The 26,092-nt window shown below is 69.4% G+C and carries 23 protein-coding genes and 1 pseudogene; 18 read left to right on the top strand and 6 right to left on the bottom strand.

The window, feature by feature from the left end; translation table 11 throughout:
- Window positions 1-109: 109 nt before the first annotated feature.
- Window positions 110-1,246 (top strand): sigma-54-dependent Fis family transcriptional regulator, encoded by a 1,137-nt coding sequence (locus DID99_RS15585; RefSeq protein ID WP_124667097.1) that lies wholly within the window; start codon window positions 110-112, stop codon window positions 1,244-1,246.
- Here the strand turns inward: DID99_RS15585 and DID99_RS15580 are convergent.
- Genes DID99_RS15580 through DID99_RS15565 form a run of 4 tightly spaced genes read right to left on the bottom strand, consistent with a single transcriptional unit; the run spans window position 1,237 to window position 5,077 of the window.
- Window positions 1,237-2,025 (bottom strand): ABC transporter permease, encoded by a 789-nt coding sequence (locus DID99_RS15580; RefSeq protein ID WP_124520405.1) that lies wholly within the window; start codon window positions 2,023-2,025, stop codon window positions 1,237-1,239. The genes DID99_RS15585 and DID99_RS15580 overlap by 10 nt on opposite strands.
- A 22-nt stretch (window positions 2,026-2,047) precedes the next feature.
- The gene (locus DID99_RS15575) at window positions 2,048-2,863 is read right to left on the bottom strand and encodes an ABC transporter permease (protein ID WP_124571106.1); all 816 of its coding nucleotides are present in this window, start codon (window positions 2,861-2,863) and stop codon (window positions 2,048-2,050) included.
- Window positions 2,863-3,969 (bottom strand): PhnD/SsuA/transferrin family substrate-binding protein, encoded by a 1,107-nt coding sequence (locus DID99_RS15570; protein WP_124667096.1) that lies wholly within the window; start codon window positions 3,967-3,969, stop codon window positions 2,863-2,865. The genes DID99_RS15575 and DID99_RS15570 overlap by 1 nt, the downstream gene beginning before the upstream one ends.
- A gap of 31 nt (window positions 3,970-4,000) precedes the next feature.
- Entirely contained in the window at window positions 4,001-5,077 is a 1,077-nt protein-coding gene (locus DID99_RS15565) for an ABC transporter substrate-binding protein (protein WP_044847306.1), read from the bottom strand.
- 440 nt (window positions 5,078-5,517) lie between these two features.
- On the opposite strand from DID99_RS15565, the gene DID99_RS15560 reads away from it, so the two are divergent.
- From DID99_RS15560 to DID99_RS15520, 8 genes are all read left to right on the top strand, one after another.
- Complete coding sequence (locus tag DID99_RS15560; protein ID WP_124667095.1) at window positions 5,518-6,687, top strand: LLM class flavin-dependent oxidoreductase; 1,170 nt, start codon at window positions 5,518-5,520, stop codon at window positions 6,685-6,687.
- Between the two features lie 44 nt (window positions 6,688-6,731).
- Entirely contained in the window at window positions 6,732-7,778 is a 1,047-nt protein-coding gene (locus tag DID99_RS15555) for an ABC transporter substrate-binding protein (protein WP_044847304.1), read from the top strand.
- A 33-nt stretch (window positions 7,779-7,811) separates the two neighbouring features.
- Complete coding sequence (locus DID99_RS15550; protein WP_124667094.1) at window positions 7,812-8,615, top strand: energy transducer TonB; 804 nt, start codon at window positions 7,812-7,814, stop codon at window positions 8,613-8,615.
- Between the two features lie 41 nt (window positions 8,616-8,656).
- The gene (locus DID99_RS15545; protein WP_044847302.1) at window positions 8,657-9,373 is read left to right on the top strand and encodes a MotA/TolQ/ExbB proton channel family protein; all 717 of its coding nucleotides are present in this window, start codon (window positions 8,657-8,659) and stop codon (window positions 9,371-9,373) included.
- The gene (locus tag DID99_RS15540; RefSeq protein WP_124521955.1) at window positions 9,373-9,783 is read left to right on the top strand and encodes a biopolymer transporter ExbD; all 411 of its coding nucleotides are present in this window, start codon (window positions 9,373-9,375) and stop codon (window positions 9,781-9,783) included. Before DID99_RS15545 ends, DID99_RS15540 begins: the two co-directional genes overlap by 1 nt.
- Window positions 9,784-9,817: 34 nt before the next feature.
- On the top strand, window positions 9,818-10,894 hold the full coding sequence (locus tag DID99_RS15535; protein WP_124667093.1) for an ABC transporter substrate-binding protein: 1,077 nt from the start codon (window positions 9,818-9,820) through the stop codon (window positions 10,892-10,894).
- A gap of 2 nt (window positions 10,895-10,896) precedes the next feature.
- Window positions 10,897-12,108 (top strand): MFS transporter, encoded by a 1,212-nt coding sequence (locus tag DID99_RS15530; protein ID WP_260444582.1) that lies wholly within the window; start codon window positions 10,897-10,899, stop codon window positions 12,106-12,108.
- Window positions 12,109-12,302: 194 nt separating this feature from the next.
- Window positions 12,303-14,618, top strand: a complete 2,316-nt coding sequence (locus DID99_RS15520; RefSeq protein WP_124667090.1) for a TonB-dependent receptor — start codon at window positions 12,303-12,305, stop codon at window positions 14,616-14,618.
- Between the two features lie 264 nt (window positions 14,619-14,882).
- On the opposite strand, the gene DID99_RS15515 is transcribed toward DID99_RS15520, so the two are convergent.
- Entirely contained in the window at window positions 14,883-15,902 is a 1,020-nt protein-coding gene (locus DID99_RS15515; protein WP_124667089.1) for an NAD(P)-dependent alcohol dehydrogenase, read from the bottom strand.
- A 126-nt stretch (window positions 15,903-16,028) separates the two neighbouring features.
- On the opposite strand from DID99_RS15515, the gene DID99_RS15510 reads away from it, so the two are divergent.
- From DID99_RS15510 to DID99_RS15480, 7 genes and pseudogenes are all read left to right on the top strand, one after another.
- Complete coding sequence (locus tag DID99_RS15510; RefSeq protein ID WP_124667088.1) at window positions 16,029-16,982, top strand: LysR family transcriptional regulator; 954 nt, start codon at window positions 16,029-16,031, stop codon at window positions 16,980-16,982.
- Window positions 16,983-17,087: 105 nt separating this feature from the next.
- Window positions 17,088-17,162: pseudogene (locus DID99_RS15505) on the top strand (short-chain dehydrogenase); the annotation flags it as partial.
- Window positions 17,163-17,341: 179 nt separating this feature from the next.
- Window positions 17,342-19,297 (top strand): arylsulfatase, encoded by a 1,956-nt coding sequence (locus DID99_RS15500; RefSeq protein WP_124667087.1) that lies wholly within the window; start codon window positions 17,342-17,344, stop codon window positions 19,295-19,297.
- A gap of 10 nt (window positions 19,298-19,307) precedes the next feature.
- The gene (locus DID99_RS15495; RefSeq protein WP_124667086.1) at window positions 19,308-20,357 is read left to right on the top strand and encodes a formylglycine-generating enzyme family protein; all 1,050 of its coding nucleotides are present in this window, start codon (window positions 19,308-19,310) and stop codon (window positions 20,355-20,357) included.
- The gene (locus tag DID99_RS15490) at window positions 20,354-21,163 is read left to right on the top strand and encodes a MetQ/NlpA family lipoprotein (protein ID WP_124667085.1); all 810 of its coding nucleotides are present in this window, start codon (window positions 20,354-20,356) and stop codon (window positions 21,161-21,163) included. Before DID99_RS15495 ends, DID99_RS15490 begins: the two co-directional genes overlap by 4 nt.
- Window positions 21,157-22,143: a YkgJ family cysteine cluster protein gene (locus DID99_RS15485; protein WP_124667084.1), complete on the top strand. Its 987-nt coding sequence runs from the start codon at window positions 21,157-21,159 to the stop codon at window positions 22,141-22,143. The genes DID99_RS15490 and DID99_RS15485 overlap by 7 nt, the downstream gene beginning before the upstream one ends.
- Window positions 22,144-22,208: 65 nt before the next feature.
- Window positions 22,209-22,535: an antibiotic biosynthesis monooxygenase gene (locus DID99_RS15480; protein WP_044847291.1), complete on the top strand. Its 327-nt coding sequence runs from the start codon at window positions 22,209-22,211 to the stop codon at window positions 22,533-22,535.
- Between the two features lie 62 nt (window positions 22,536-22,597).
- Here DID99_RS15480 and DID99_RS15475 read toward each other — a convergent pair whose 3' ends face one another.
- Window positions 22,598-23,530, bottom strand: coding sequence for a LysR family transcriptional regulator (locus tag DID99_RS15475; protein ID WP_044847290.1), 933 nt, complete (start codon window positions 23,528-23,530; stop codon window positions 22,598-22,600).
- A 203-nt stretch (window positions 23,531-23,733) separates the two neighbouring features.
- Between DID99_RS15475 and DID99_RS15470 the strand changes: the two genes are divergently transcribed.
- Window positions 23,734-24,507 carry a putative hydro-lyase gene (locus tag DID99_RS15470; protein WP_124487714.1) on the top strand — a complete coding sequence of 258 codons (774 nt, stop codon included), beginning with the start codon at window positions 23,734-23,736 and terminating at the stop codon, window positions 24,505-24,507.
- A gap of 192 nt (window positions 24,508-24,699) precedes the next feature.
- Window positions 24,700-26,004 carry an MFS transporter gene (locus DID99_RS15465; protein ID WP_124667083.1) on the top strand — a complete coding sequence of 435 codons (1,305 nt, stop codon included), beginning with the start codon at window positions 24,700-24,702 and terminating at the stop codon, window positions 26,002-26,004.
- The last annotated feature ends 88 nt before the right edge of the window (window positions 26,005-26,092 follow it).

Below are 26,092 nucleotides of genomic sequence, written 5' to 3'. Positions count from 1 at the left end.
GGGCGGCGCAATCCGGCCGCCGTCATACCGATAGCTCGATGAATTGGTTCCTGGCCGGCGCGCGCCTTGCTATCGTCGAACCTCTCCCGTTCAACACGCCGGTCGTGCCATGGCCATCTTCAGCTTGCCGGACCCGACTTCGCATGCGATCACGATCCGTGCGAAGGCACTGACGTTCGACGATCCCAAATCGCGGGTGCTGCTCGAACGCATCCAACTCGTCGCGCCGAGCGATGCGACGGTGCTCGTCACCGGCGAGAGCGGCACCGGCAAGGAGCTGATCGCGCGCCTCGTGCATTCGCTGAGCGAGCGCCGCGACGGCCCGTTCGTCGCGGTCAACTGCGGTGCGTTCTCCGAGACGCTAATCGAAAGCGAGCTGTTCGGCCACGAACGCGGCGCGTTTACCGGCGCGATCAACAGCCAGCCCGGCTGGTTCGAATCGGCGAATCGCGGCACGCTCTTTCTCGATGAAGTGGGCGACCTGCCGCTGTCCGCGCAGGTCAAGCTGCTGCGCGTGCTGCAGGAGCGCGAGGTGACGCCGGTCGGCTCGCGCAAGACCGTGAAGATCGACGTGCGGCTCGTCGCGGCCACCAACGTGAATCTCGAAGCCGCGGTGCGCGCCGGCAATTTCCGCGAGGACCTGTACTACCGGCTCAACGTCGTGAAGCTGAGCTTGCTGCCGCTACGCGAGCGGCCCGGCGACATCGCGCCGCTGATCGAACACTTCATCGACACCTATGCGAAGCGGCTGCGCGTGGCCGCGCCGACGCTGACGGACGCCGCACGCGCACGGCTGCACACGCACGCGTGGCCCGGCAACATCCGCGAACTCGAGAACGTGATCCACCACGCGGTGCTGATCTGCGCGGGCGGCGCGATCGACGTCGGCGACCTGCAGTTCTCCGCGCTGTCGCTTGCGCCGGATACGGCCGACGCGCACGGCGCAACAGCCGCGCCGCCGCGCCGCGCACGCGATGTGGCGGAAGCGACCGAGGCGCTGCGCCACGCGGTGGTCGAATTGCTGGATCTCGGCACGCCGGCGCTGTGGCAGCACATCGAGGACACCGTCTACCGCAGCGTGTTCGACTACAGCGAGCACAACCAGCTGCGCATGTCACGCCTGCTCGACCAGTCGCGCAACATCGTGCGCGCACGGCTCGCGCAGCTCGGCATCCTGAAGCCGCGCGATGCGGGTGGAGCGGGCGACGCGGGCGACGCCGACGCGCGGCTGCGCCGTCAGGCGTGATCGCGCCAGCGCAGCGCGCGCTGTGCGACCCGCTCGCATACCGCGCTCATCCCGACGGCCAGCGCCGTCACGCCCAGCACGCACACCAGTAGCACGTCGGCGCGCGCACCGGCCTGCGCGTTCTGCATCAGGCTGCCGACGCCGGCCCCCGTGTTGAACAGCAGCTCGCTGCTGGTCGCGGTGATCCACGCGAACGGCACGGCCTGCAGCACGCCCGCGAACAGGTCGGGCAATGCGCCCGGAATCAGCACGTCGCGCCACAAGCCGATCCGGCTCAGGCGATACGACCGCGCGAGTTCGACGTAGCGCGGATCGACGCGGCGCAGCCCGTCGAAGCTGGCGGTGGTCATCGGGTAGAACGCGGCGAGCGCGATGATGAACACCTTCGCGAATTCGCCGGTGCCGGCCCACAGGCTCAGCAGCGGAATCAGTCCGAGCAGCGGCACGTAGCGCAGTGCCTGGAAGGCCGGCTCGGCGAGCTTGCGCGCGAGCGGCGAACGCGCCATCGACGCACCGAACACGAGCCCGAACGCGACGCCGACTCCGAGCCCGAGCGTCGTGCGGCGCAGGCTCGCGCCGAGATCGGTCGCGAGTTCACCGCTGCGTGCGAGTTCGAGCAGCGCGGCGCCGACCTGCTGCAACGGCACGAACGCGTATTGATGAGCCGCGTCGCCGGACGACGCGTATTGCCATGCGGCAACCAGCAGGGCCGGCACGACGAAGCCGCGCGCGCGGCGGCGCAGCGGGGCGAACGAGAAAGCGCGGGTAGCGAAGGTCATGCCGAAGCGTATCCAGTCAGGGTCAGCGTGTGGGCGTCTGCCAGCGCAATGCGTAGCGCTGCACGAGCGCGATCGATCGGTCGAGCGCGAAGCCGATCAGCCCGATCGCCGCGACGTCGACGAGCACCACGTCGAGCCGCAGCATCTGCCGGGCAAGTTCCATCATCTGGCCGATCCCGCTGTCGGCGCTGAGCAGTTCGACCGCAACGAGCGCGAGCCACGCGCGCGCCAGCGCGATTCGCACGCCGGTCAGCAGCGGCGGCAGCGCGGCCGGCAGCAGCACGTCGCGCAGCAGCGCGAAGCGGCCGAGCCCGTAGTGGCGCGCCATCTCGACGAGATCGCGCGGCGCGTCGTGCACGCCCGTGTATGCGGCCAGCGCAACCGGGAAGAACACGGCCTTGCCGACCACGACGAGCTTCAGCGGTTCTTCGACGCCGATCAGCAGGATCAGCAACGGAATCAGCGTGAGCGTCGGCACCTGCCGCAGCAGGTCGAACGTCGGCCGCAGATAGTCGGAGAACAGCCGGCTGCGCGCGAGCAGGATGCCGAACGCGGCGCCGCCCGTCGCGCCGATCGCGAAGCCGAGCGCGAGGCGATGCAGCGTGATCAGCAGGTTGTCGCGCAGCTCGCCTGTGTCGAGCAGCGTGCGCAGCGTCGCCGCGAGGCGCTCGGGCGGCACGACGAGCTGCGGCGGAAACCAGCGCTGCGCGCTCGCGAGCCACCACAGCGCGGCGAACGCGACGGGCGTGATCCACCACAGCGCATGTTCGCCGAGCCGCGCGATGCCGGGCAGGCGGATGGCGCGCAAGCCGTTCGGCGCGAGGGCGCGCATCGGCATCAGCGGCTCGCGACGCGCGCGGCGTCGGCGCGCCAGTAGCCGTCGAGGCCGAGCTGCTTGAGCGCGGTCGACACGAAGGTCGGCGCGAGCAGCGCGTTCACGTCGACCGGCACGGAAGTCAGGCCGGCCTGGCGGCTGTATGCGATCACGTCGCGATAGTGGCCGGTCAGCGCCGGCGTGAAGAGCGGCGTCCATTGATCCTTCCACGGCGTCGCTTCGTCCGCGTATTCGCGGCGGACGATGCTTTCCGGCTGGCCGGACGCGCTCAGGATCTTCACGTACGCGTCGCGGTTCTGCGGCTGCGAGATCCAGTGCGCGGCACGGACGTAGGCCGTCGCGACGAGCTGCGTGATGTCGGGGTAGCGCCGCACGAAATCGTCGGACGCCCACAGTTCCGCGCGCATCTTCCAGTCGTCGGGCGCGGTCTTGGTCGACCAGATGATCTTGCCGACCTGCTTGTCGACGAGCGAATACGCGTCGGACAGCGTGAACAAGCCGTCGACGCGGCCGGCCGCGACGGCCGCCGCGCCGGCCTGCGGATCGAGGTTGTAGATCTTGAAGTCGGACAGCTTCAGCCCGTTCTCGGCGAGCAGCTTGCCGAACGTGACTTCCCACGGCCGGCCGCGGTTGAGCGCGATGCGCTTGCCCTTGAGGTCGACAATCGATTTCGCGGTCGAGCCGGCCGGTACGACGAGATACGTGTTGCTGCCGACGCCGCCGGGCACGATCAGGCGCGTGTGCGTGCCCGATGCGTTGACGACGACCGACGGCAAATCGCCGTAGCCGGCGAAATCGATGCTGCCGTTCGTGAATGCCTCGTTGACGAGCATGCCGACCGCCGCGGTCGACACGGGCACCCATTGCAGCTTCACGTGCCGTGCCGCCAGCGCTTTTTCAAGCGACTTGTCGGCGTCGATCAGTGCGGAGGCGCCCGCGTATTGCGTCTTGCCGCCGCTCGAATACGCGACGACGGCGATGCGCACGACCTTGGGGGCGTCTTCCGCATGCGCGGCCGGTGCCGCGAGCGCCGCCGCGGCCAGCGGCAGCGCGGCGAGCAGCGCGCGTAGCGGGCGGCGCAGCGAAGCGAGGGAGAGCGTGTGTTTCATGATGGTCCCGGACAGTGAACGGTAAAGGGGCTCATGCGCGCTTCTGCAGCGACGGCCGCAGCACGTCGGCAAGCGGGCGCGGGTCGATCCAGTCGGCGACATCGAAGTCCGCTTCCAGAAAGCCGTGGGCATGCAGGAACGTCTTGAACTCGTCGAGCGCGGCGATCGATTCGTCGTCGAGATTGACGCCGAGATGGCGGTGCAGCTGGTTGCCGTACGCGGCGCGCACCCAGTCGATCGACGACGCGGTTTCGCCGGCCACGTAGTGCGCGGTTTCGTCGGGATGCGCGCTCGCCCACTCGCCGGCGGCGACCACGAGCTTCAGGAAGCCGGCGACGATGTCCGGATGGTTCGCGAGCACGTCCGCGTTGACGGTCAGCGGGCGCGGCGTGCCGTTGTTGTTGCGGATCGAGCGCTCCGGATGGAAGCCGATGTCGATCACGACGTGCGCGCCGATCAGTTGCGCGATCTCGAGGCCCGTCGAGCCTTTTACGTAGATCGCGTCGACTTCGCCGCGCAGCAGCGCGCCGGCTTCGGCCGCATAGAGCGCGCGGCTCGAGAAGCCTTGCGGCGACGCGAACAGGTTCGCCGCGCGCGCCGGCCCGACGGCCTGCAGCGTGCGTGCGCGCACGTCGACGAGTTCGACGTCGCGCGTGGTCAATCCGTCGAGGCTCAGCGCATTGACGAAGCCGCGCAGCGCCGACGCGCGAAAGATGTCGATGCGATCGTCGGGGCGGCTCGGAATCGCGATCCGGCGCCCGCGCAACGCCTTCACGGAGCGGATGCCCGACTCGGGGCGCGCGAGGATCAGCTGCGATTCGTCGACCCACGACAACCCGATCACGCGCGTATTCGCGTCGTTCGAGCGCGCCCACATCGCGGGGATGCTGCCGCCCTGGCGAAACGACTGCGCGAGCGTGTGGTCGCTGATCGACGACACGTCGTGCCGCGTGGCGCCGCGCGGCGAGCGGATCGCGACGCCGTCGGCCGACGTCTCGCCGTTGAGCCAGCCGAGATGCACGGCGATGCCGAGCGGCGTCGGTACCGGCGATCGGGCGTACCAGAACGTCTGCTGCTTGTCCGATGACGAATCGGGCCTGTCTGTCATGTGTGAGATTCCCCTGTCTGGGTAAGCGTGGTCGAGGCGCGGTGTCGCACGCGCGGGCCGTTCCACGTTGCAAGTTCCGGGCCAGTGAACGGAAACGGCCGTGCGGCAAGCGCAGCGGGCATCGCGCGCGATGCGTGGCGCGTCGGCCCGCGCATCGCCTGTTGCGTGAGCAACAGTCGCATCGAGCGCTGTTGCGCATGCAGCACCGGTGCGGCCGGTGCAGCAGCACCGCGCCGCCTCGTGTTCGCGATGCCGGGAACCTCGGGCGCGTTCCTGCCGTTTGCCGCCGACGCCCGGCCCGCAAGGCGTCGCGCGCGCTCGTCGGTCGCTTCGCAGGTCGGCGAGCGCGCGCGTTGGCACACCGCGTGCTTAACAGCGCTGCATACGCGCGGCACGCCGGTGCCGCACGCAATCCGAACGGGCCGACAAGGAGAATCCCGATGGCTGTTGAATTTCTGTGGCGCCTGCCGATGCACGGCGACGGCCGGCGCGCACACGACCTGCATACGCGCGGCGAGTGGAACCGCCAGCGCGCATCGCGCGTTGCGCCCAAAGTCGACGACGACGATTTCGGCTACATCGACTACCTGTCGCAAGTCGCGCGTGCGGCCGATATCGTCGGCTTTCACGGCGCGCTGATTCCGATCTTCCGCTTTACCGAGGAGCCGTGGGTCGTCGCGGCCGCGCTGGCGCGCGAGACGCGCCGGCTGCGACTGCTGATCGCGCTGCAGCCGCATTTCGTGCATCCCGTCTATGCGGCGCAGATGGCCGCGAGCCTGCAGCGGATCAGCCGCGGCCGCGTCGAGTGGAACGTCGTCACGGGCGGCGGCGGTCCCGACCAGCGCGCGTACGGGGACTTTATCGATCACGACAGCCGCTATGCGCGCACCGACGAATTTCTCGACGTCGTGAAGGGCGTCGCGGCCGGCGCGCCGTTCACGTTCGACGGCCGCTTCTATCGCGTCGAAGCCGGCGGGCTGCTGCCGCCGCTGAGCGGCCAGACACCGCCGCGGATCTATCTGGCCGGCGCGAGCGATGCCGCGCTCGCGGTCGCCGCGAAGCACGGCGACGTGCACCTGAGCTGGGGCGAGCCGCTCGCGAAGCAGAAGGAGGTGATCGATGCGGCGCGCCGCGCGCTCGACCGCCAGAACGCCGAGCGCGACCTGCGCTTCGGCATGCGCATCGACATCCTGGCGCGCGAGACCGAGGAGCAGGCGTGGGCCGAGCTGCGGCAGATGTTCGCGACCGTGAGTGCGTCGACGCACAACGGCTTCGGCGGGCGCGGCGAGTCGGAATCGGTCGGCGCGAAACGTCAGTTCGCGCTGCACCAGGGCAACACGCAGCACTTCGACGACCTGATCGTCGGCCCGAACCTGTGGGCCGGGATGTCGCAGATCCGCGGCGGCCCCGGTTGCGTGATCGTCGGCAGCCACGAGCAGGTAGCCGAGCGGCTGGCGGAATACGTCGACATCGGCGTCTCGACGTTCATCCTCGCGAGCAACCCGCATCTGGAAGAGGCGTACCGCGTGGGCGAGGAAGTGCTGCCGCTCGTCGACGGCGCGCTGAACGCACGCGGCACGCAGGCGGCGCTGCGCGTGGCCGGCGCCTGAGCGCGGCGGCAGGCGTGCACATTCAAACGACAAGGACACTCACCATGACGACACTCGCTGCGCAGGCCACGGCTTGCGACGCACTCTGGTACACGCGCTGCCCGGTGCCGACCGCGCTCGGCATCGCCGTGCATCGCGGCTGGTTCGACGAGGAGTTCGGGCCGGACGGCATCGCGCTGCACTCGCTGCAGGAGACGGCCGACGCCGACAAGCGCGAATCGCATTTCGATCACAGCCTGCCGCACTCGTTCCGGCAGGGCGGCAACATTCCCGCGCTGTGGGCGCGGGCTCGCGGCGCCGATACGCGCGTGATCGGCCTGTCGTGGACCAACGAATTCCAGGCGATCGTCACGCTGCCCGAGCGCGGCATCCGCACCGCGCGCGATCTGCGCGGCCGGCGGCTCGGGTTGCCGCGCCATCCGATCAGCATCGACTTCTGGCGCGCGGCCGCGTTGAAGGGGTTCCTGAGCGCGCTCGAACTGGAAGGGCTCGGCCACGGCGACGCCGAATGGGTCGACCTGCCCGACACGCACGAGCGCCGCACCGGGCCTGCGTCGTTCACGCGCGGCCCGCACGAGTACGGGCTCGAGATCGCGGCACTCGTGCGCGGCGAGGTCGACGCGGTGTTCGTGAAAGGTGTCGAAGGGCTCGAAACCGTGCACCTGATCGACGCGCAGGTCGTCATCGATCTCGGCGCGCACCCCGATCCGCTGGTGCGGATCGGCAACGGAACGCCGCGCACGCTGACCGTCGATCGCGCATTGATCGATGCGCGCCCCGATCTCGTGAGCCGCTTCCTGTCGGTCGTGGTCGGCGCGGGCGACTGGGCCGCGCGCCATCCGGCGGAGACGGTCGCCTATATCGGCCGCGAAACGCGCGCGTCCGACGAGTGGGTGCGCTACGCGTACGGCGCGGACGTGCACCGGCATCTGGAAACGGGGCTCGCGCCGACGTCGATCGACGGACTGGTCGCGTTCAAGGATTTCCTCGTCGAATGGGGCTTTCTCGAACGCGATTTCGATGCGCGCGCATGGATCGATCCGGCGCCGTTCACGCAGATCGACCGGCATCGCCATGCGTGGGTCGCGTAGCGCGCCGCGGCGCGTCATTGCAAGGAGCCGAACATGACAGGACTGCTGATCGAATGCGGCGTGCCGCCGGCGCGCCGGCACGCGGCGCGCACGGCCGCCGCGGTTGCGGTGCCTGCGATACGGCTGCCGCCGGCGGTGCCGCCTGCGCGCAAGGATGTGCGGCCCGCGCAGCCGGGCGGCTGGCGCGGTGCGGGCGCGATTGCGCTCGCCGTCGCGGCGCTGCACGCGGGCATCGCGCTATTGGCGGCGCGTGCGCCCGCCGAGCCGCGCGTGCAACCGCCGAGGCCGCTGCCGATGACGGTCGAGTTGACGCGGCCGCCCGAACCGTTGCCACAGGCCGCACATCCGCCGCCGCCGGTCGTGCCGCCGAAGCCGTTGAAGCAGGCGCCGACCCCGCCGAAGCCGCGCGCGACCGTTGCGCATCAGGCGGCTGCTCCGGCGCTCGTGCCACAGGTGGCGCGCGAAGCATCGACTGCTGCACCGGCACAGGTCGCCGCAGCGCCTGCCATCCCGAACCCGGCGCCCGTCTCCGCCGCGCCGGCCGCACCCGTGCGCGAATCCGCGCCGATCGGCGACGCGGCATACCTGCGCAACCCGGCACCCGACTATCCGGCGTTCGCGCAGGACCAGGGCTGGGAAGGGCGCGTCGTGCTGCGCGTGCACGTGCTCGCGAACGGCACGCCCGATTCCGTCGAGGTCCGCACGAGCAGCGGCCGCCGCGTGCTCGACAACGCGGCGGTGGCCGCCGTGAAGCGCTGGACGTTCGTGCCCGCGAAGCGCGGCGACGAAGCGGTCGACGGCTGGGTCAACGTGCCGATCGATTTCAAGCTGGGCTGACCCGCCGGGCGGCTCGCCACATTTTTCTAGGAACTCACATCATGACCGGTATCCCGACCACCTTCATCGTCCAGGGCGCGCTCTGGCTGCTCGTCGTCTTCTCCGTCGTCACGTGGACGCTGATCGTCGTCAAGGCGATCCAGAGCCTGCGGTCGAGCGCGCGCAACCGGCGTTACGTCAGTGCATTCTGGGCGGCGAACAGCTTCCACGACGCGGCCGCGCTCGACGGGGCGAACAGCCCGGTCGGCGAACTCGCCGCGACGGGCTTCGACGCGCTGCGGCGTGCCGACGAGAGCAGCGCGCACGATCTGGAACACAGCTGGAGCCGCCACGACCTGCTCGAACGCCATCTGCGCCAGCAGATCCACAATGCGCGCCGACGCGAGGAAGCGGGGCTCGCGGTGCTCGCGTCGATCGGCAGCACCGCGCCGTTCGTCGGCCTGTTCGGCACCGTGTTCGGCATCATCCATGCGCTGACCGCGATCACGCACAGCGCGTCGGCGAGCATCGACGTCGTTGCCGGGCCGATCGGCGAGGCGCTCGTCGCGACCGGGATCGGCATCGCGGTCGCCGTGCCGGCCGTGCTCGCGTACAACTTCTTCGTGCGTCGCGTGAAGGCCGCGTCGGCCGACCTCGATGCGTTCGCGACCGACTTCGTCACGCTCGCGCAGAAGGCCGGCTTCCGCGTGCCGGCCGCCGCGCCTGCCGCCGCGCCGGCACGCCGTTCCGACGACACCCGCCAGGAGGCGTTCGCATAATGGCCTTCTCGTCCTCTTCCGACAACGACGACGTGCTCAGCGAAATCAACATCACGCCGCTCGTCGACGTGATGCTCGTGCTGCTCGTCGCCTTCATCGTCACCGCGCCGCTGCTCAACAACGCGGTGCACGTGAATCTCCCGAATACCGTCGCTACCGCGCCGGCCGACCGCAAGCCGAACGTCACCGTGAGCGTCGACGCCAAGGGCATCGTGTATCTCGACAAGCGCGCGGTCGCGCTCGACACGGTGCCGGCCGAGCTGGCCGCGCTGAAGGCCGGCCGCCCCGACGTCGCGCTCGACCTGCAGGCCGACGAGCACGTGCCGTACGGCACCGTCGCGAAGCTGATGGCCGCGATCGAGCACGCGGGCATCACGCGGCTGTCGGTGCTCACCGCGCCGCGCGGCTGACGCGCCTTTCAAGACTTCCTTTGCGAACGCATCCATGAGCACCACGGCTTCACACAACGTCCAGTCGATCTGGTACACGCGCTGTCCGGTACCGACGCCGCTCGGCATTGCCGCGCATCTCGGCTGGCTCGACAGCGAATTCGCCGGCGACGGCATCACCGTACGCGCATTGCAGGAAAGCCAGCACGCGGCGCTGCATCACGCGCACGTCGATCATTCGCTCGACAACGCGTTCCGGCAGGGCGGCAGCATTCCCGCGCTGTGGGCTCGCGCGTCCGGCGCCGACACGCGTGTGGTCGCGCTGACCTGGGTCGACGAGGCCCAGGCGATCGTCGCGCTGCCGGAAGCCGGCCTGACGCGGCCGAAAGACCTGCGCGGGCGCCGCATCGGCCTGCCGCGCCGCGACGGCGAGCGCATCGACATCTTCCGCGCGGCGGCGCTGCGCGGCTTCGTCAGTGCGCTGTCGCTCGACGGGCTCGGCCCCGGCGACGTCGAATGGATCGACGTACCGGCGTCGAACCTGCGCGCGCCGGTGTCGACCCCCGCGACCCGCGACGCGGCATTCAGCCATCCGGCGAGCCTGTCGAGCCGGCGGCTCTATGCAGCCGAAGCGGCCGCGCTGGTGCGCGGCGAGGTCGATGCGATCTACGTGAAAGGCTCGCTCGGGCTCGAAACCGCGCACCTGATCGGCGCGCAGGCGGTCGTCGACATCGGCTTTCATCCCGATCCGCAGATCCGCATCAACAACGGCTCGCCGCGGCCGCTGACCGTCAACGCAGCGACGCTCGAGCGCCATCCCGACATCGTCAGCCGCTTCCTCGCGCGCGTGACCGATGTCGAGGGCTGGGCGCGCGAGCACGAAGAGGAAGTGCTCGGCTATCTCGGCCGCGAGACGGGGTCGGGCCACGACTGGCTGCGGCTGGCTTATGGCGCGGACGTCCACCGGCGGCTGCGCACGGATCTCGACGAAGCATCGATCGCCGCGCTCGACGATTTCAAGCGTTTCCTGGTCGACTGGCGGTTCCTGCCCGCCGACTTCGACGTGCACGCGTGGATCGACCGGCGTGCGCTCGACGGCATCGCGGCATCGTTTCGCGACCCCGCGCGGTGAGCGTGCCGGCACGCGTCGCCGGCGCATGGCGGCGCGAGCGCTTCACCGGCGGCTTCATGCTGCTCGCGCTCGCGAGCGGCACGACGATCAGCATGGCGCAGCTCGCGACGACGTTGTATGCGCTGGCACTCGGCGTCGACAGCGCGCGGCTCGGCGTCATCGCCGCGATGGAGCCCCTCGGCATTGCACTGATGACCCTGCCTGCCGGGTTGCTCGTCGCGCGCTACGGCGCGCGGCGCGTGTACTTCGCCGCGAGCATGGGGCCGATGCTGCTCAATCTCGTCGTGCCGTTGACCGGCGCGTGGCCGCTGATCGCGCTCACGCAGGGGCTGATCGGGCTGTGCATCCCGTTCCGGATCGTGTCGATCAACGGCGTATTCCTTGCGCGTCTCGCGCAGATCGGCCTCGCGCGCGCGGGCTGGTATCGCGCGGCCATGTCGGTCGGAACCGGCATGGCGGGGCCGTGGCTCGCGAGCTGGCTGATCGGCGCGCACGGCGCGGTCGCGACGTTCTGCGCGGCGTCGGCGAGCTTCGCGGGCATGGCGTTGTTCAGCCGGATGCTGCTTGGCGACGCCGAGCAGCCGCCGCGCCGCGCACGGCATGAAACGGGCACGCTGCGCGCGCTGCTCGCGCTCGCGTGGAGCCACGACGTGCGCGAACAGCTCGTGCTGGAGGCCGTGAACAGCGCGACACGCTCGCTCGTCGGCACGTATACGGTGGTGCTCGCGATTCAGTCGCTCGGACTGTCGCAGACGCGCGCCGTCGCGCTGCTCACCTTGCAGGGTGCCGTTGCGGTGATCGCGTTGTTCGGGCTCGGCAATGTCGCCCAGCGGATGGCCGGGCGCCGTTGCCATGCGCTCGGTCTCGCAGGCGGCATCGCCGGGCTGCTCGCGCTCGGCCTCGCGCGCGACGCGTGGATCGTCGGCGCAGGGCTCGCCGCGCTGTGCGCCGGGTCATCGCTGCTGCATCTCGTCAACATGCAGCATCTGGGCCGCCACCCGGCCGACAAGAGCCAGGTGTCGAGCCTGTACAACCTCGCGTCGATGGCCGGCGCGTTCTGCGGCCCGCTGGCCGGCAGTGCGCTCGTGCCGGTCGTCGGGTTGCAGGCCGTGTTTCTGTGCTGGCTGCCGGTGGTCGTGCTGGTGGCGTTCGCGCTGCGGTTCGCCGGGAGCCGTCGCGGTGCGGCGCAGCCGCTGCCTGCCAAGCTGTCCTGACGATCTTGGCTGCCGGTGTTGCGAGACCAGCAGTTTGCTTTCTTCCACAGATGCGTATGCAGCAACGCCGAAACCGTGCGCGTGCCGGCAGCCCCGTGCGACGGGCTTCTCGATGCTGGCATCCGAATTGCAATACAGAACCCGTGCGTCGCGCACGCACGTGCGTTCAACCGATCAAACAGGATGACTCATCGATGTTCAGGAAAAAACTAATCGTCACCGCGCTGGGGGGACTGCTGACGGGCGGCACCGTATCGTTGCCCGTATGGGCAGAGGATGGCGCGGCGACCGCGGGGGCGCCGGACGCGAAGCCGGCGCAACAGGCGTCGGACGACGCGACCGCGGCAGCGCCGAAGACCACCGGCGCGAATCGCGGGTCGACCGTACGCGAAGCGAATCTCGGCACGGTGACCGTGACCGCGCGCCGGCGCAAGGAGCGCATTCAGGACGTGCCGGTCGCGGTGAGTGCGCTGAGCGGCGACGCGATCAAGAACAACGAGTTGCGCGTGATCAACGACGTGACGAAGTACGTGCCGAACTTCAACGGACAATCGACCGAGGGCCGCGAACGGCCGCGCTGGTTCCTGCGCGGCGTCGGCAGCAACGATCCTTCGGACCTGTCGCTGAGCCCGATCGGCGTGTACTTCGACGACGTATACATCAACAGCGTGTTCGGGCAGGGCTTTCCGCTGTTCGACCTCGATCGCATCGAGGTGCTGCGCGGGCCGCAGGGCACGCTGTGGGGCAAGAATACCGTCGGCGGCGCGCTCAGCATCACGTCGCAGAAGCCGACCTTCGACGTGAGCGGCTACGGCAAGCTCGGCCTCGGCCAGTACAACAGCCGGCTCGCGGAAGCCGCGATCGGCGGTCCGATCGGCAAGAACGACGTGCTGGCCGCGCGCGTGTCGGTGTATCACGAGAATGCCGACAGTTTTTACACGAACACCGTGCAGCAAGGGCGCTTCGGCGGCTTCCACGACAACGCGGTGCGCTTCCAGGTGCTGGCCGTGCCGACGTCCGACACCGATTTCCTGTTCAACATCCACGGCCGCAACTACACGGGCGGCGGCGATGCATGGCACGCGGAGGGCGCGGGTCGCGGCGGCGCGAACCAGTTCGGCTTCGTCGGGTCGACCGATCCGTACACGGTGTCGCTCAATGCGCCGTCGAGCGATCACATCTCGACTTGGGGTACGTCGCTCACCGCGCACTGGCGCATCAACCCGGCGGTGTCGCTGACGTCGATCACGGCGTTCGAAGGGCTGCACCGCTGGTATCAGGACGACGAGGACTATTCGCCGTTCGATGCGGCACGCTCGCATGACCGCCTGTCGAGCCGCCAGTTCTCGCAGGAGTTCCGGCTCGAATCGCCGCAGAGCGAGCGGCTGAGCTGGCTGGTCGGCACGCACCTGTTTACCGAGCAACTGGCCGAGCAGGGCGCCGGCGGCGGCCTGCCGGGCGCGCCGTCGCCCGCGTTCTACCACCAGACCGACCTCACGCAGCACACGCAGAGCGCGGCGATCTTCGGCAGCGTCAAGTACCGCTTCACCGACCGTTTCAACGTGACGGGCGGGCTGCGTTACACGATCGAGCGCAAGACCATCAATCTGACGGGGCTGCAGGGCACGGGTAACGTGACGTTCAGCGATCCGAACAGCTGGTGGTCGCCGTCGTCGGTGTCGTCGCCGCTCGCGGTCAGCGCGCAGCAGAACCAGACGAACACGTGGCGTGCGCCGACCTGGGATCTCACGCCGGAATATGCGCTCAGCAACAACGTGCGCGCGTATTTCCGCTATGCACGCGGTTTCCGCTCGGGCGGCTACAACGGCAACGCGTATACGCAGAGCACGGTGTCCACCGTGTCGCCGGAGTACCTGACCGACTACGAGATCGGCATCAAGAGCGAGTGGTTCGACAAGCGGCTGATCGTCAACGCGAGCGTGTTCCACTACGACTATCGCGACATCCAGGTATTCGCGCTCGCGCCGAACCCGTTCGGCGGGCCGCCGGTGTCGACGTTGTCGAATGCGGGGCAGGGGCGCGCGGACGGCTTCGAGCTCGAGCTGAAGGCGCAGCCCGTCAACAGCCTGTACCTGTTCGCGAACCTCGGGATGCTGAACACGCGCTTCACGGAGTTCCGCTACGTGCCGACGGCCGTCGGCAACTCGTTCGCGCGTTCGCCGCATACGACGCTGAATGCGGGCTTCGACTATCGCGTGCCGGTGTCGTTCGGCACGTTGACGGCCGGGGGCGACGTGAACTACCGCAGCCGCGAATACTTCAGCGCGACGCGGCAGACGATGCCGCAGCTCTGGCAAGGCGGCTATACGGTGCTGAACGCGCATGTGTCGTACACGACGCCGAACCAGAAATACATCGTGACGGGCTACGTGACGAACCTGACGAACAAGGTTTACAAGAAGCTCGAGCTGCTGCCGTCGTATGGCGCGTATCCGGTGCTGTACGGCGATCCGCGCACGGTCGGGATCACGCTGACCGCGAAGATCTGACGCGCGGCGCATGCCGCGTCCGTTCGACGAACGGCGCGACGGTAACGTCGATCAGGTATCGGAACGTCGAAGTGAACGGCAAAGTTCGGTTCATGCCTGCGTCGTTCGTCGGCGCGCGATACGTGTACACGACGGTGCGCGACAACGCGACGACGCGACGACGCGACGACCGGCGTCGCGAAGCCGGCGATCCGGGGGCGTACGGGGATCCGGCACGGGTTCCGGGTGTGCGGGAAAGAAGGCGGCAGCGGCCGCCTTCATCCACTACGAAGCGACGCGAATCACGACCTTGCCGAAATGCTGGCCCGACTGCAGGTACGCATACGCTTGCGGCGCCTCGTCGAAGCCGAACACGCGATCGACCACCGGCCTGATCCGCTTCGCATCGACGAGCCGCACGACGTCGTCGAGCATCGCGCGGCTGCCGACCATGATCCCGTGCAGTTTCCGAATGCCGCCGATCAGCGACAGCAGCCCGAGTTCGGGGCCGCCGAACCCGCTGACGCCGCCGATCACCGACACGATGCCGCCCAGCCTCGTCGCGGCGACCGAGCGCGGCAGCGTGTCGTGTCCGCCGACTTCCAGAACGAGATCCGCGCCCGCACCGCCGGTGAGCCGCAGCACTTCGTGCTGCCACTCGGGCGTCGCGCGATAGTTGATCGTCGCGTCCGCACCGAGTGCGCGGGCGCGTTCGAGTTTCGCGTCGCTCGACGACGTGACGATCGTGCGCACGCCCGCCGCGTGCGCGAGCTGCAGTGCGACGATCGAGACGCCGCCCGTGCCGAGCAGCACGACGGTCGAGCCCGGCCCCGCGCCGCCGTCGGCGAACAGCGCGTTCCATGCGGTGATGCCCGCGCACGACAGCGTCGCCGCTTCGTCGTAGTCGAGATGCGCGGGAATCGCGACCAGCGCCGCTTCGTCGGACACGAAGTGCTCGGCGAGCACGCCGTCGAATTGCGCGCCGGGCGAACCGGAGACTTTCTGCGGCGTGGGCGGCCCGTCGATCCAGCGCGGGAAGTACGTGTTGATCACACGATCGCCCGGCTTGAAGCGCGTGACGTCGCGGCCGGTTTCGACGACCTCGCCGGCGCCGTCGGCGACAGGAATCAGCGCGTCCTTGCCGATGCCTAGATAGTCGCCGCGCGCGAACATCAGGTCGCGGTAGTTCAGTCCTGCCGAGTGGATTTTCACGACGACGTCGGTCGGCCCGACGGGGCGACGCGTCGCGTCGATGCGCCGGAGCGCGGCGATGCCGTCCCCCGGTCTGATTTGCCATGCGTGCATGTCGACTCCTTTTTCGAGATAGACCGGACTATCATAGTGTTGCGTAGCGGGACGCATTGGCGATTATTCGGCCAATGATTGTCGCCGACTCGGATACAAACCTGTCCTCCATCGGAGTGGAACTGCATGGACGAGCGGCTGAGAGGCATCGCCGAATTTGTCGACGTCGTGGAGTCGGGCAGCTTCGCCGCGGCGGCGCTGCGCCTCGGCATGACGCGCTCGGCCGTGGCGAAGATCGTCGCGCGTCTCGAACAACGGCTCGGCGCGCGGCTCTTGCAGCGCACGACGCGCCAGCTCGGCTTGACCGACGAAGGGCTCGTCTATTACGAGCAGTGCCGGCGGTTGCTGGCGGAACTCGGCGAGACGGAGGCCGCGCTCGACTCGGGCCGGCGCGAGCCGGCCGGGCGCGTGCGGATCAGCGTGCCCGTGCTGTTCGGCCGGCAATGCGTGGCGCCCGTCGTGCGGCGCATCATCGAGCGTTATCCGCGGCTTGAAATCGACGTGTCGTTCAGCGATCGCCTGGCCGACCTGGTCAACGATGGCTTCGACATCGCGGTGCGCATCGGCGAGCTTGCGGATACGAGCACGCTCGTCGGGCGGCGGCTTGGCGTACAGAGGATGGGCATTTGCGCATCGCCGGCGTATCTCGAACGTCACGGCCGGCCGACGGGATCCGACGAGCTCGCGTCGCACGTCGGCATCGCGTATTCGCGCGGCGGGCAGCCGACGCCGTGGCGGATCATCGGCCCGGACGGCGCGGTGCACGACCATCGCCCGGCCGGCCGCCTGCGGTTCGACGACCTGCTGGCGATCGCGGACGCGGCCGCAGCCGGCGCGGGCCTCGCGTGGCTGCCGTGCTGGCTGATGGCGCCGTACGTGCGCGACGGCCGTCTCGCGCTCGTGATGGACAGCGACAGCGTGTCGGGCGCCGAAGTGTTCGCGGTGCGGCCGGCGTCGCGCAACGTGCCGTCGAAGGTGCGCGTCGTCATCGATGCGCTCGTCGACGAGATTCCGCGCATGCTGGCGTCGGACGACGCCGACGGCGAGCGCGTGCCGCGGCGCAGCGTTCACGCTACGTAGCGACGACGCAGGATCGGGCGACGCGGAAGACGCGGACGACGGCGACCACACGCGTTTTCTGCGCCTGACGGACAATCGGTGCGGGTCGTGCATGCGCCGCGCGCGAGCGCGCTCGTCGGTTGCACGCGCACGTGGGCGCTGGAACTCGCCGGACACGGCGTGACGATCAACGCGCTCGCGGTGGACGGCGGCGGTACCCTCGGCGGACGCAACTGACGCAACGCGTGCATGACGGCGCGAGTCGTCGATCAACGGACGGCGTGCATATTCCTGCTTCCCGTTAGCATGTGACGAATCCGACTTTGGGCGCCGCGCGGGCGCCGCTAAGATCGCCGATCCGTAATCGAGCGTTCGACAAAATGAAAAAGTCCGCGTCGCCGTTGCATGCCTTCCGTTTCCGTGTCGTCTGCGCCGCGATTGCCGGCGCGTTGTCGCTCGCATCGTGCGGGGGCGTCGACAGCGATGCGCCGTCGCAGTCGGCCGCGACACCGCCGCAGGCCGCGAAGCGCCCGAACATCCTGTACATCATGGCCGACGATCTCGGCTACTCCGACATCCATGCATTCGGCGGCGAGATCAACACGCCGAACCTCGACGCGCTCGTCGCGTCGGGCCGCATCCTGTCGAACCACCACACGGGCACCGTCTGCGCGATCACGCGCGCGATGCTGATTTCCGGCACCGACCACCACCTCGTCGGCGAAGGCACGATGGGCGTGCCGACCGACGAGCGGCGCGGGCTGCCCGGCTACGAGGGCTACCTGAACGATCGCGCGCTGTCGTTCGCACAACTACTGAAGGACGCCGGCTATCACACGTACATCGCGGGCAAGTGGCACATCGGCTCGGGGATCGTCGGCAGTGCGACGGGCAGCGGACAGACGCCCGACCAGTGGGGTTTCGAGCGCAGCTACGTGCTGCTCGGCGGCGCGGCGACGAACCATTTCGCGCACGAGCCGGCCGGCTCGTCGAACTACACGGAAGACGGCAGCTACGTGCAGCCGGGCCAGCCCGGACAGCCGGGCGGCGCGGGCGGCAATCCGGCCGTGTTCTACTCGACCGACTTCTATACGCAGAAGCTGATCTCGTACATCGATGCGAACAAGCAGGACGGCAAGCCGTTCTTCGCGTACGCGGCCTACACGTCGCCGCACTGGCCGCTGCAGGTGCCGGACCCGTGGCTGCACAAGTACGCGGGCGTATACGACGCCGGCTACGATGCGATCCGCAACGCGCGGATCGCGCGGCAGAAGGCGCTCGGCCTGATCCCCGCCGACTTCAAGCCGTTCGACGGCCTGCCCGAAACGACGGCCGCGTCGCCGGCGACGGCGAACAACGGCACCGCGAACGCGAAGTACATCAGCGCCGTGCATTCGGCTGCCGACGGCTACAGCGACTACGGCACCGGCAAGGTCGACAAGCTGTGGGCGAGCCTGAGCCCGGCCGAGCGCCGCGCGCAGGCGCGCTACATGGAGATCTATGCGGGGATGGTCGAGAATCTCGACTACAACATCGGCCTCCTGATCCAGCACCTGAAGGACATCGGCGAATACGACAACACGTTCATCATGTTCCAGTCGGACAACGGCGCGGAAGGCTGGCCGATCGACTCCGGCGCGGACCCGACGGCGACCGACACCGCGAACGGGCAGGAGCCGGTCTATTCGACGCTCGGCACCGACAACGGCAAGCAGAACGCGCAACGGCTGCAGTACGGGCTGCGCTGGGCCGAAGTGAGCGCGACGCCGTTCCGGCTCACGAAGGGTTATTCGGCCGAAGGCGGCGTGTCGACGCCGACGATCGTGCGGCTGCCGGGGCAGACACGCCAGTTGCCGACGCTGCGCGCGTTCACGCACGTGACCGACAACACGGCGACCTTCCTCGCGGTCGCGGGCGTCACGCCGCCGTCGCAACCGGCGCCGCCGCTCGTGAACACGCTGACGGGCGTCGACCAGAACAAGGGCAAGGTCGTCTACAACAACCGCTACGTCTATCCGCCGACGGGCCAGTCGCTGCTGCCGGTGCTCACCGGCTCGGCGACGGGCGAGGTGCATACCACGCCGTTCGGCGACGAAGCGTACGGCCGCGCATACCTGCGCAGCGCCGACGGCCGCTGGAAGGCGTTGTGGACCGAGCCGCCGCTCGGGCCGCTCGATGGCCACTGGCAGCTGTACGACCTTGCAGCGGATCGCGGCGAGACGACCGACGTGTCGGCGCAGAACCCGTCGGTGATCAGCACGCTCGTCGATCAGTGGAAGACGTACATGAGCAACGTCGGCGGGGTGGAACCGCTGCGTCCGCGCGGCTACTACTGAGGACGGCGCGATGCGGTTCCGCTTCCGGACACTCGGCGCGGCGCTCGCGGCCACGCTGTTCGCGGCTGCGTTCGCCGTCGGCTACGCGAGCCCGTCGGCGTCGCCCGCCGGCGCCTTCGACGACGCGAATCGCGGCCGCTCGCTCGTGCCGCTCGGCTCGGAGCGGCAGTGCGAGCGCTACTCGGGCCTGCCCGCGAAGTGGCGCGACGACCCGAAGGCCGGGATGGTGCACCTGAGCGGCGGCGCGTTCGTGTTCGGCAGCACACGCGGCTATGCGGACGAGCGTCCGGCGGGCGACGGCAAGACGCGCGTCGGCGGCTTCTGGATCGACCAGACCGACGTGACGATCGCGCAGTTCGCCGCGTTCGTGCAGGCGACCGGCTACGTGACCGAGGCCGAGCAGCAGGGCGGCGCGGCCGTGTTTCACGTGCCGACGCGCGACGAGCTGAACGCGCGCGACCTCGCATGGTGGACCTGGGTGAAGGGCGCATCGTGGCGGCAGCCGCGCGGCCCCGGCAGCAGCGTCGACGGGCTCGGCAACCTGCCCGTCACGCTCGTCACGCAGCGCGACGCGCTCGCGTATGCGCGCTGGCTCGGCCGCGATCTGCCGACCGAAGCCGAATGGGAATACGCGGGCAAGGCCGGTCGCGACGACGCGTCGCTCGATGCGGCGCCGCGCGACGCGCAGGGCAAGCCGGCCGCGAACTACTGGCAGGGCGCGTTCCCGGTGCTCGATACCGCCGAGGACGGCCACGCGGGCCTCGCACCGGTCGGCTGTTATGCGGCGAACGGTTTCCATCTGTACGACATGATCGGCAACGCATGGGAATGGACGAAGGACACGTACACGGGCCCGCATCAGTCGCACATGAACGGCGACACGGCGGCCGTCGCACCGCCGACGCGCCGGCACGACACGCCGATGGTGATCAAGGGCGGCTCGTTCCTGTGCTCGCGCGATTACTGCGTGCGCTATCGCGCGTCGTCGCGCGAACAGCAGGAAGCGGATCTCGGTGCATCGCATATCGGGTTCCGCACGATTCTGAGGGATGCGTCATGAAGCGGGTGATGCATTGCGTTGCCGCGTCGCTGATCGTTGCATGCGGTGTCGCCCATTCGGGCTGGATCGTTGCGGCCGAAACCGTCACGTCGACGATCCGCGTCGGCGTGACGCGCGGCGTGCATGCGGACATCCTGGACGAGGTGAAGCGTGTCGCCGCCACGCGCGGGCTGAATGTCGACGTCGTCGAATTCGACGACGCGTCGCGCATCGATACCGCGCTCGCCGACGGCAGGATCGACGCGGCGAGCTTCGAGGACGCGCAGCGCCTTGCCGCGACGCGCACGGCGAAAGGTCATGCACTGAACGCCGTCGCGCCGACCGTCACGCTGCCGATGGCGCTCTATTCGCGCAAGATCAGGAGTCTGAACGAACTGCAGCCCGGCGCGACGGTCGCGATCCCGGCCGATCCGCGCGGGATGGCTCGCGCGCTCGTGCTGCTGCAGAACGACACGCTGGTGACGCTGCGCGACCAGGCCGGCCTGCATGCGACGCTGCGCGACGTGACGGGCAACCGGCTCGCGCTGAAGCTCGTCGCGCTGCGCCGCGACCGGCTGCATGCGGCGCTCGACTCGGCCGCGTTCGTCGCGATCGACTACGAGGACGCCGCGCGCGCGGGGCTGCAGCCGGCGCGCGACAGCATCAATCTCGAGGATGCGCGCTCGCCGTATGCGAACGTGCTGACCGTGCGCGACGCCGACCGCACGAAGCCGTGGGTCGCGCAGCTCGTCGCCGCGTATCACTCGCACGACGTCGCGCATTTCATCCTGACGCGCTATCAGGACTCGGTGCGGCGGCCGTGGTAGACGACTACCGCCTCGCGTGCAATGCGTGCGGCCGCTGCTGCAACAGCGCGCCGACGCTGTCGTTGCGCGAACTGTTCCGGCATCGGCACCGCTTCGTCGGCGCGCTGACGATCCATCGTGTGCCGAAGCGGCGCATCGGTGAACGAGCGCGCGCGGGCGGACGCGAGCATGCGCTCGACGCGGACGACATTGCCGCCTGCGATGCGCTCGCGAACGCGTTGTTCCACCGCGCACGCGGCGCGAACGACGAATGGATTGCGCTGACGCTTCAGGGCTACGACTATCCGTCGCTCGGGCGCTGTCCTGCATTGGCCGACGACGGCCGCTGCAGCGTGCATGCGGACAAGCCTTCGATCTGCGGCGCCGTGCCGCTCGATCCGATGCTCCCGGACCGCCTGCAATCCCGCGTGCTCGCCGGGCGGCGCGACGAGACGGCGTGGCTCGGTGCGAATTGCATCGTCGGCGCGGACGGCGGCACGGCTTCCGTCGATATGGCGTCGGCGCTGCCGCTCGTGACGGCAGGGCAGGTCGCGGACCGCGCGGCGCTCGACACGTTTCGCGATGCGCTCGCGTTCGAGCGTGCGGTATGGCGTGACGCGGTGTTCGCATCGCTGATCGACGGCGGACCGCAGGTGCGCGTGGCGTTGGCGCGGCTTGCGCCCGGCGGTTACCTGACGATGTCGATCGTGCCGGTGCTGCTGGCGGTCGCATCGGTGTCCGCACATTGCCGCGCGTTGTGCATCGATTTCATCGACGCGCAGCGCGCGTTGATCGACGCACGTATCGAGGCGGCGCTCGCACGCCGTCGTCTTGACGACCGGCCGGCGACGGCCGAATTGCGCGGCTTTGCGCAGGCACTCGAACGTGCGGGGCGCGCACTCGCCGCCATGCCGGCCGCCACGGCGGGCACGCGCACCGACGCCCCGCGCATCGATGCGTGGCTCGACGATCGGCACGCTTCCATCGCGCTCACCGCGTGACACCGGCGGCACGCCGCGCGTGCCTTACACTTGGCGCTCTTTCAACCGTCTCCGATGGGGCGCGCATGTACGCATCGACCTTCATTTTCCGCGCAGGGCAATACGACGACGAATTCCACCGCCTCGACCGGCAGATCGCCGACATGGCGCGCGCGACGCCCGGCTACCTCGGCGAGGAGACGTGGGAGAACGCCGAGGCGGGGCTGATCCAGAACGTCTACTACTGGGAATCGGAGGCGGCGCTGCGGCAGTTGATGCAGCATCCCGCGCATCTGGAAGCGAAGGCGAAGCAGGCGCGCTGGCTGGACGGCTATCGCGTGGTGATCTCGCAGGTGCTGCGCGAGTACGGCGACGGCAAGCTCGCGCAGCCGCATGCGCGGCAGCCGGCGTAAGCCGATCGCCGAACGGGCGATTCAGGCGCCGTGCGTGATCCGCCCGGCATCGCCACACGACATCAAAGCGCCTCGACCAGCAGCCGGTTGCTCTTCTCGCAATACTCGTGACACGCGGCGCGTGCCGCGATCGACGCGCCATGCACGAACTTCGGCGCGTCCGCCCGCCGTGACATCGACACGACGATCGACGGCGGCGACGGCTGCAGCGGCAGCTCGACGACCTCGCCGCTCGCGATCAGCGCATCCACGAACAGCACCGGAATCGCGGCGACGCCGAAGCCGTCGCGCACGAGCTGCACGATCACCGAGATCGACGGCGAGCCGGTGATGCGCGTCTCCGACAGCGGCACGCCATGCGCGTGCGCGAGCGTGCGCACGATGTCCTCGAGCGCGCGGTGCGGCGCGGTACCGCGCCCGTAGGTCAGGATCGGCTGGCGCAGCACCTGCCGCGCGAGGCCGGTGCGCGCAGTCGGCAGCAGCCCCGCGCGCGCGATCCAGCGCACCGGATAGTTCGCGAGCGCGTCACAGACGACCGACGCCTCGTCGCTTCCCTCCACGCGAATGATCAGGTCCAGTTCGCCGGCCATCAGCCGGCGCTGCAGCACGACGCTGACGTCGACGGTCAGGTCGATCTCCAGTTGCGGATAGTCGGCGGCGAGGCGGCGCAGGTAATGCGGCAGCCAGCTGTGCACGACCGTCTCGATCACGCCGAGCCGCAACTTGCCGCGCAGCGCGCTTTCGCCGGCCGCGGCGGCCTGCAGCTCGTGCGTCGCCTCGACGACGGCCTTCGCATAGCCGAGCAGGTACTCGCCGTTCGGCGTGAGCCGGAATTCGCGGCTGTCGCGATCGACGAGCACGGTCTGCAATTCGTCCTCGAGCGCCTTCAGGCGCTGCGAGATCGCGGCCGGCGTCGCATGCAGCGCGGCGGCCGTCGTGCGGAAGTTGCGCAGCTTCGCGAGCGTGACGAAGGTTTCGAGGAAACGCGTGTTCATGGCGGTCGGCAAGGCGTTGGGCGCGCAGCTTGCCCCGCTGAAAAAATGAACGGGACTGGGGAAAACCCGGCTTCGTGTAAAGAAATTCTATACACGCGGCGCAAAAAAACTCGTTGGCGACAAGATTTTTTCTTTTCTATTCTTCGCCGTATCCGCTGACGCAACCGTCATTCCGACGACATATCGATCTGCCCGCGACCATCATGACGCCTACCGAATTCCGCCAGTCCGTGCGCAACGGCACGTTCCGCAGCCCGACGGCCGGCCAGTGCGGCCCGTTCGCGCAAGCGAATCTCGCGATCCTGCCGAACGCGTACGCGCACGATTTCCTGCGCTTCTGCCAGGCGAACCCGAAAGCGTGCCCGCTGCTGGGCGTGGGCGAACCCGGCGCGTTCCGGCTCGACGTGCTCGGCGAGGATCTCGACATCCGCACCGACGTGCCGAGCTACAACGTCTACCGCGACGGGCGCCTGACCGAGCGGGTCGAATCGCTCGAAGCGCTGTGGCGCGACGATTTCGTCGTGTTCGCGATCGGCTGCTCGTTCTCGTTCGAGGACATGCTGGCGCGCGAAGGGATCGGGCTGCGCCACATCGAGGAGGGTCGCAACGTGCCGATGTACCGTACGACGATTCCGAACCGGCGCGCGGGAATCTTCGGCGGCCAGCTGGTCGTGTCGATGCGGCCGCTGCGCGGCGCCGACGCGATCCGCGCGGTGCAGATCACGAGCCGGTTCCCGGGCGTGCACGGCGCGCCGGTCCATATCGGCCATCCGCAGGAGCTGGGCATCGCCGATCTCGGCGCGCCCGATTTCGGCGACGCGGTGACGGTGCGCGACGGCGAACTGCCGGTGTTCTGGGCGTGCGGCGTGACGCCGCAAACCGCGCTGATGGACGCGAAGCTGCCGCTCGCGATCGCGCATACGCCCGGATACATGCTGATGACCGACATCACGAACGCGTCGCTGGCCGTGTTCTGACCGACCGACGCCGGCGGCCCGCATGGGCGCCGGTCCGGCCCCGACGCGGCGGCATGCCGCGACCACAGACGATCCGCCCGCCCGGAGGGCGGCGCGCACCCGCAGCGCGACGCGCGCAAGCAACGCGCGACGCAAGAAGCGCACGACACCACACGCAAGGTTTCGACCGCATATTTCGACAGGAGCTTCACCATGGAAAGCAAGACCCTCGCGGCGCCCGCCGCCGACCCCGCGGGCCCCGCACGCAACGGCCTGTTCGGATGGTATGCGGACGCGCAGCCGCGCGAACGCCGCGCGTTCTGGAGCTGCAAGGTCGGCTACATGCTCGACGGGATGGATACGCAGATGCTGTCGTTCGTGATCCCGACGCTCGTCGCGACCTGGGGCATCTCGCTCGCGGACGCCGGCTTCATCGGCACGATGACGCTGCTCGCGTCGGCGCTCGGCGGCTGGATCGCGGGCATCCTGTCCGACCGGATCGGCCGCGTGCGCACGCTGCAGCTGACGGTGCTGTGGTTCGCCGTGTTCACCGCGCTGTGCGGGCTCGCGCAGAACTATCACCAGCTGCTCGCGGCGCGCGCGCTGATGGGCTTCGGCTTCGGCGGCGAATGGACGGCCGGCGCGGTGCTGATCGGCGAAGTGATCCGCGCCCGCGATCGCGGCAAGGCGGTCGGCCTCGTGCAGTCGGGCTGGGCGATCGGCTGGGGGCTGTCGGCGCTGCTGTATGCGCTGCTGTTCTCGGTGCTGCCGGCCGAACAGGCCTGGCGCGCGCTGTTCCTCGTCGGCCTCGCGCCGGCGCTGCTGGTGGTCGTGATCCGCCGCTACGTGAAGGAGCCGGACGTCTACGAGAAGGAGAAGGCCACGCAGGCGAAGGTAGCCGACGCGCCGCGCCTCACCGAAATCTTCGCGCCGAAGCTGCTGTCGACGACGCTGCGCGCGGCGCTGCTGACCACCGGCGCGCAGGGCGGCTACTACGCGATCACGACCTGGCTGCCGACCTTCCTGAAGACCGAGCGGCACCTGACCGTGATGGGCACCGGCGGCTATCTCGCGATGATCATCTTCGGCTCGTGGGCCGGCTACCTGACGAGCGCGTACCTGACCGACCGGCTCGGCCGCAAGCCGAACTTCATCCTGTTCGCGCTCGGCTCGATGGTGATCGCGTTCGCCTACACGTCGCCGGTGCTGCACCTCACGAACGCGTCGATGCTGTGGCTCGGCTTCCCGCTCGGCTTCTTCGCATCGGGCATCTTCTCCGGGATGGGGGCGTTCCTCACCGAGCTGTTCCCGACGCGGGTGCGCGGCTCGGGCCAGGGCTTCTGCTACAACGTGGGCCGCGCGATCGGCGCCCTGTTCCCGTTCCTGATCGGCGCGCTGTCGAAGCACTACGGGCTCGGCGCGAGCATCGGGATCTTCGCGGTCGCCGCCTACGGCGTGTTGATCGTCGCCGCGCTGACGCTGCCCGAGACGCGCGGCCGCGAACTCGACGCCGCATAACGCCGCATGGGCGGGCGCCCGCCCGCCGCCTTTCTACCGCTCCCTTTTCATCGAAGCCCTCACGCGGCGCGCGACGCGCGCCGTGCGG

The sequence above is a fragment of the Burkholderia sp. Bp8986 genome (assembly GCF_003854225.1).
Lineage (GTDB): Bacteria > Pseudomonadota > Gammaproteobacteria > Burkholderiales > Burkholderiaceae > Burkholderia.
Note: the sequence above shows the minus strand (reverse complement) of the source record. Positions and strands in the feature narration are given on the sequence as shown.

What these genes read in the sequence shown, in the direction of transcription:
- DID99_RS15585 (WP_124667097.1), top strand. Translation starts at nt 110, where the DNA reads ATGGCCATCTTCAGCTTGCCGGACCCGACTTCGCATGCGATCACGATC.
- DID99_RS15580 (WP_124520405.1), bottom strand. Translation starts at nt 2,025, where the DNA reads ATGACCTTCGCTACCCGCGCTTTCTCGTTCGCCCCGCTGCGCCGCCGC.
- DID99_RS15575 (WP_124571106.1), bottom strand. Translation starts at nt 2,863, where the DNA reads ATGCCGATGCGCGCCCTCGCGCCGAACGGCTTGCGCGCCATCCGCCTG.
- DID99_RS15570 (WP_124667096.1), bottom strand. Translation starts at nt 3,969, where the DNA reads ATGAAACACACGCTCTCCCTCGCTTCGCTGCGCCGCCCGCTACGCGCG.
- DID99_RS15565 (WP_044847306.1), bottom strand. Translation starts at nt 5,077, where the DNA reads ATGACAGACAGGCCCGATTCGTCATCGGACAAGCAGCAGACGTTCTGG.
- DID99_RS15560 (WP_124667095.1), top strand. Translation starts at nt 5,518, where the DNA reads ATGGCTGTTGAATTTCTGTGGCGCCTGCCGATGCACGGCGACGGCCGG.
- DID99_RS15555 (WP_044847304.1), top strand. Translation starts at nt 6,732, where the DNA reads ATGACGACACTCGCTGCGCAGGCCACGGCTTGCGACGCACTCTGGTAC.
- DID99_RS15550 (WP_124667094.1), top strand. Translation starts at nt 7,812, where the DNA reads ATGACAGGACTGCTGATCGAATGCGGCGTGCCGCCGGCGCGCCGGCAC.
- DID99_RS15545 (WP_044847302.1), top strand. Translation starts at nt 8,657, where the DNA reads ATGACCGGTATCCCGACCACCTTCATCGTCCAGGGCGCGCTCTGGCTG.
- DID99_RS15540 (WP_124521955.1), top strand. Translation starts at nt 9,373, where the DNA reads ATGGCCTTCTCGTCCTCTTCCGACAACGACGACGTGCTCAGCGAAATC.
- DID99_RS15535 (WP_124667093.1), top strand. Translation starts at nt 9,818, where the DNA reads ATGAGCACCACGGCTTCACACAACGTCCAGTCGATCTGGTACACGCGC.
- DID99_RS15520 (WP_124667090.1), top strand. Translation starts at nt 12,303, where the DNA reads ATGTTCAGGAAAAAACTAATCGTCACCGCGCTGGGGGGACTGCTGACG.
- DID99_RS15515 (WP_124667089.1), bottom strand. Translation starts at nt 15,902, where the DNA reads ATGCACGCATGGCAAATCAGACCGGGGGACGGCATCGCCGCGCTCCGG.
- DID99_RS15510 (WP_124667088.1), top strand. Translation starts at nt 16,029, where the DNA reads ATGGACGAGCGGCTGAGAGGCATCGCCGAATTTGTCGACGTCGTGGAG.
- DID99_RS15500 (WP_124667087.1), top strand. Translation starts at nt 17,342, where the DNA reads ATGAAAAAGTCCGCGTCGCCGTTGCATGCCTTCCGTTTCCGTGTCGTC.
- DID99_RS15495 (WP_124667086.1), top strand. Translation starts at nt 19,308, where the DNA reads ATGCGGTTCCGCTTCCGGACACTCGGCGCGGCGCTCGCGGCCACGCTG.
- DID99_RS15490 (WP_124667085.1), top strand. Translation starts at nt 20,354, where the DNA reads ATGAAGCGGGTGATGCATTGCGTTGCCGCGTCGCTGATCGTTGCATGC.
- DID99_RS15480 (WP_044847291.1), top strand. Translation starts at nt 22,209, where the DNA reads ATGTACGCATCGACCTTCATTTTCCGCGCAGGGCAATACGACGACGAA.
- DID99_RS15475 (WP_044847290.1), bottom strand. Translation starts at nt 23,530, where the DNA reads ATGAACACGCGTTTCCTCGAAACCTTCGTCACGCTCGCGAAGCTGCGC.
- DID99_RS15470 (WP_124487714.1), top strand. Translation starts at nt 23,734, where the DNA reads ATGACGCCTACCGAATTCCGCCAGTCCGTGCGCAACGGCACGTTCCGC.
- DID99_RS15465 (WP_124667083.1), top strand. Translation starts at nt 24,700, where the DNA reads ATGGAAAGCAAGACCCTCGCGGCGCCCGCCGCCGACCCCGCGGGCCCC.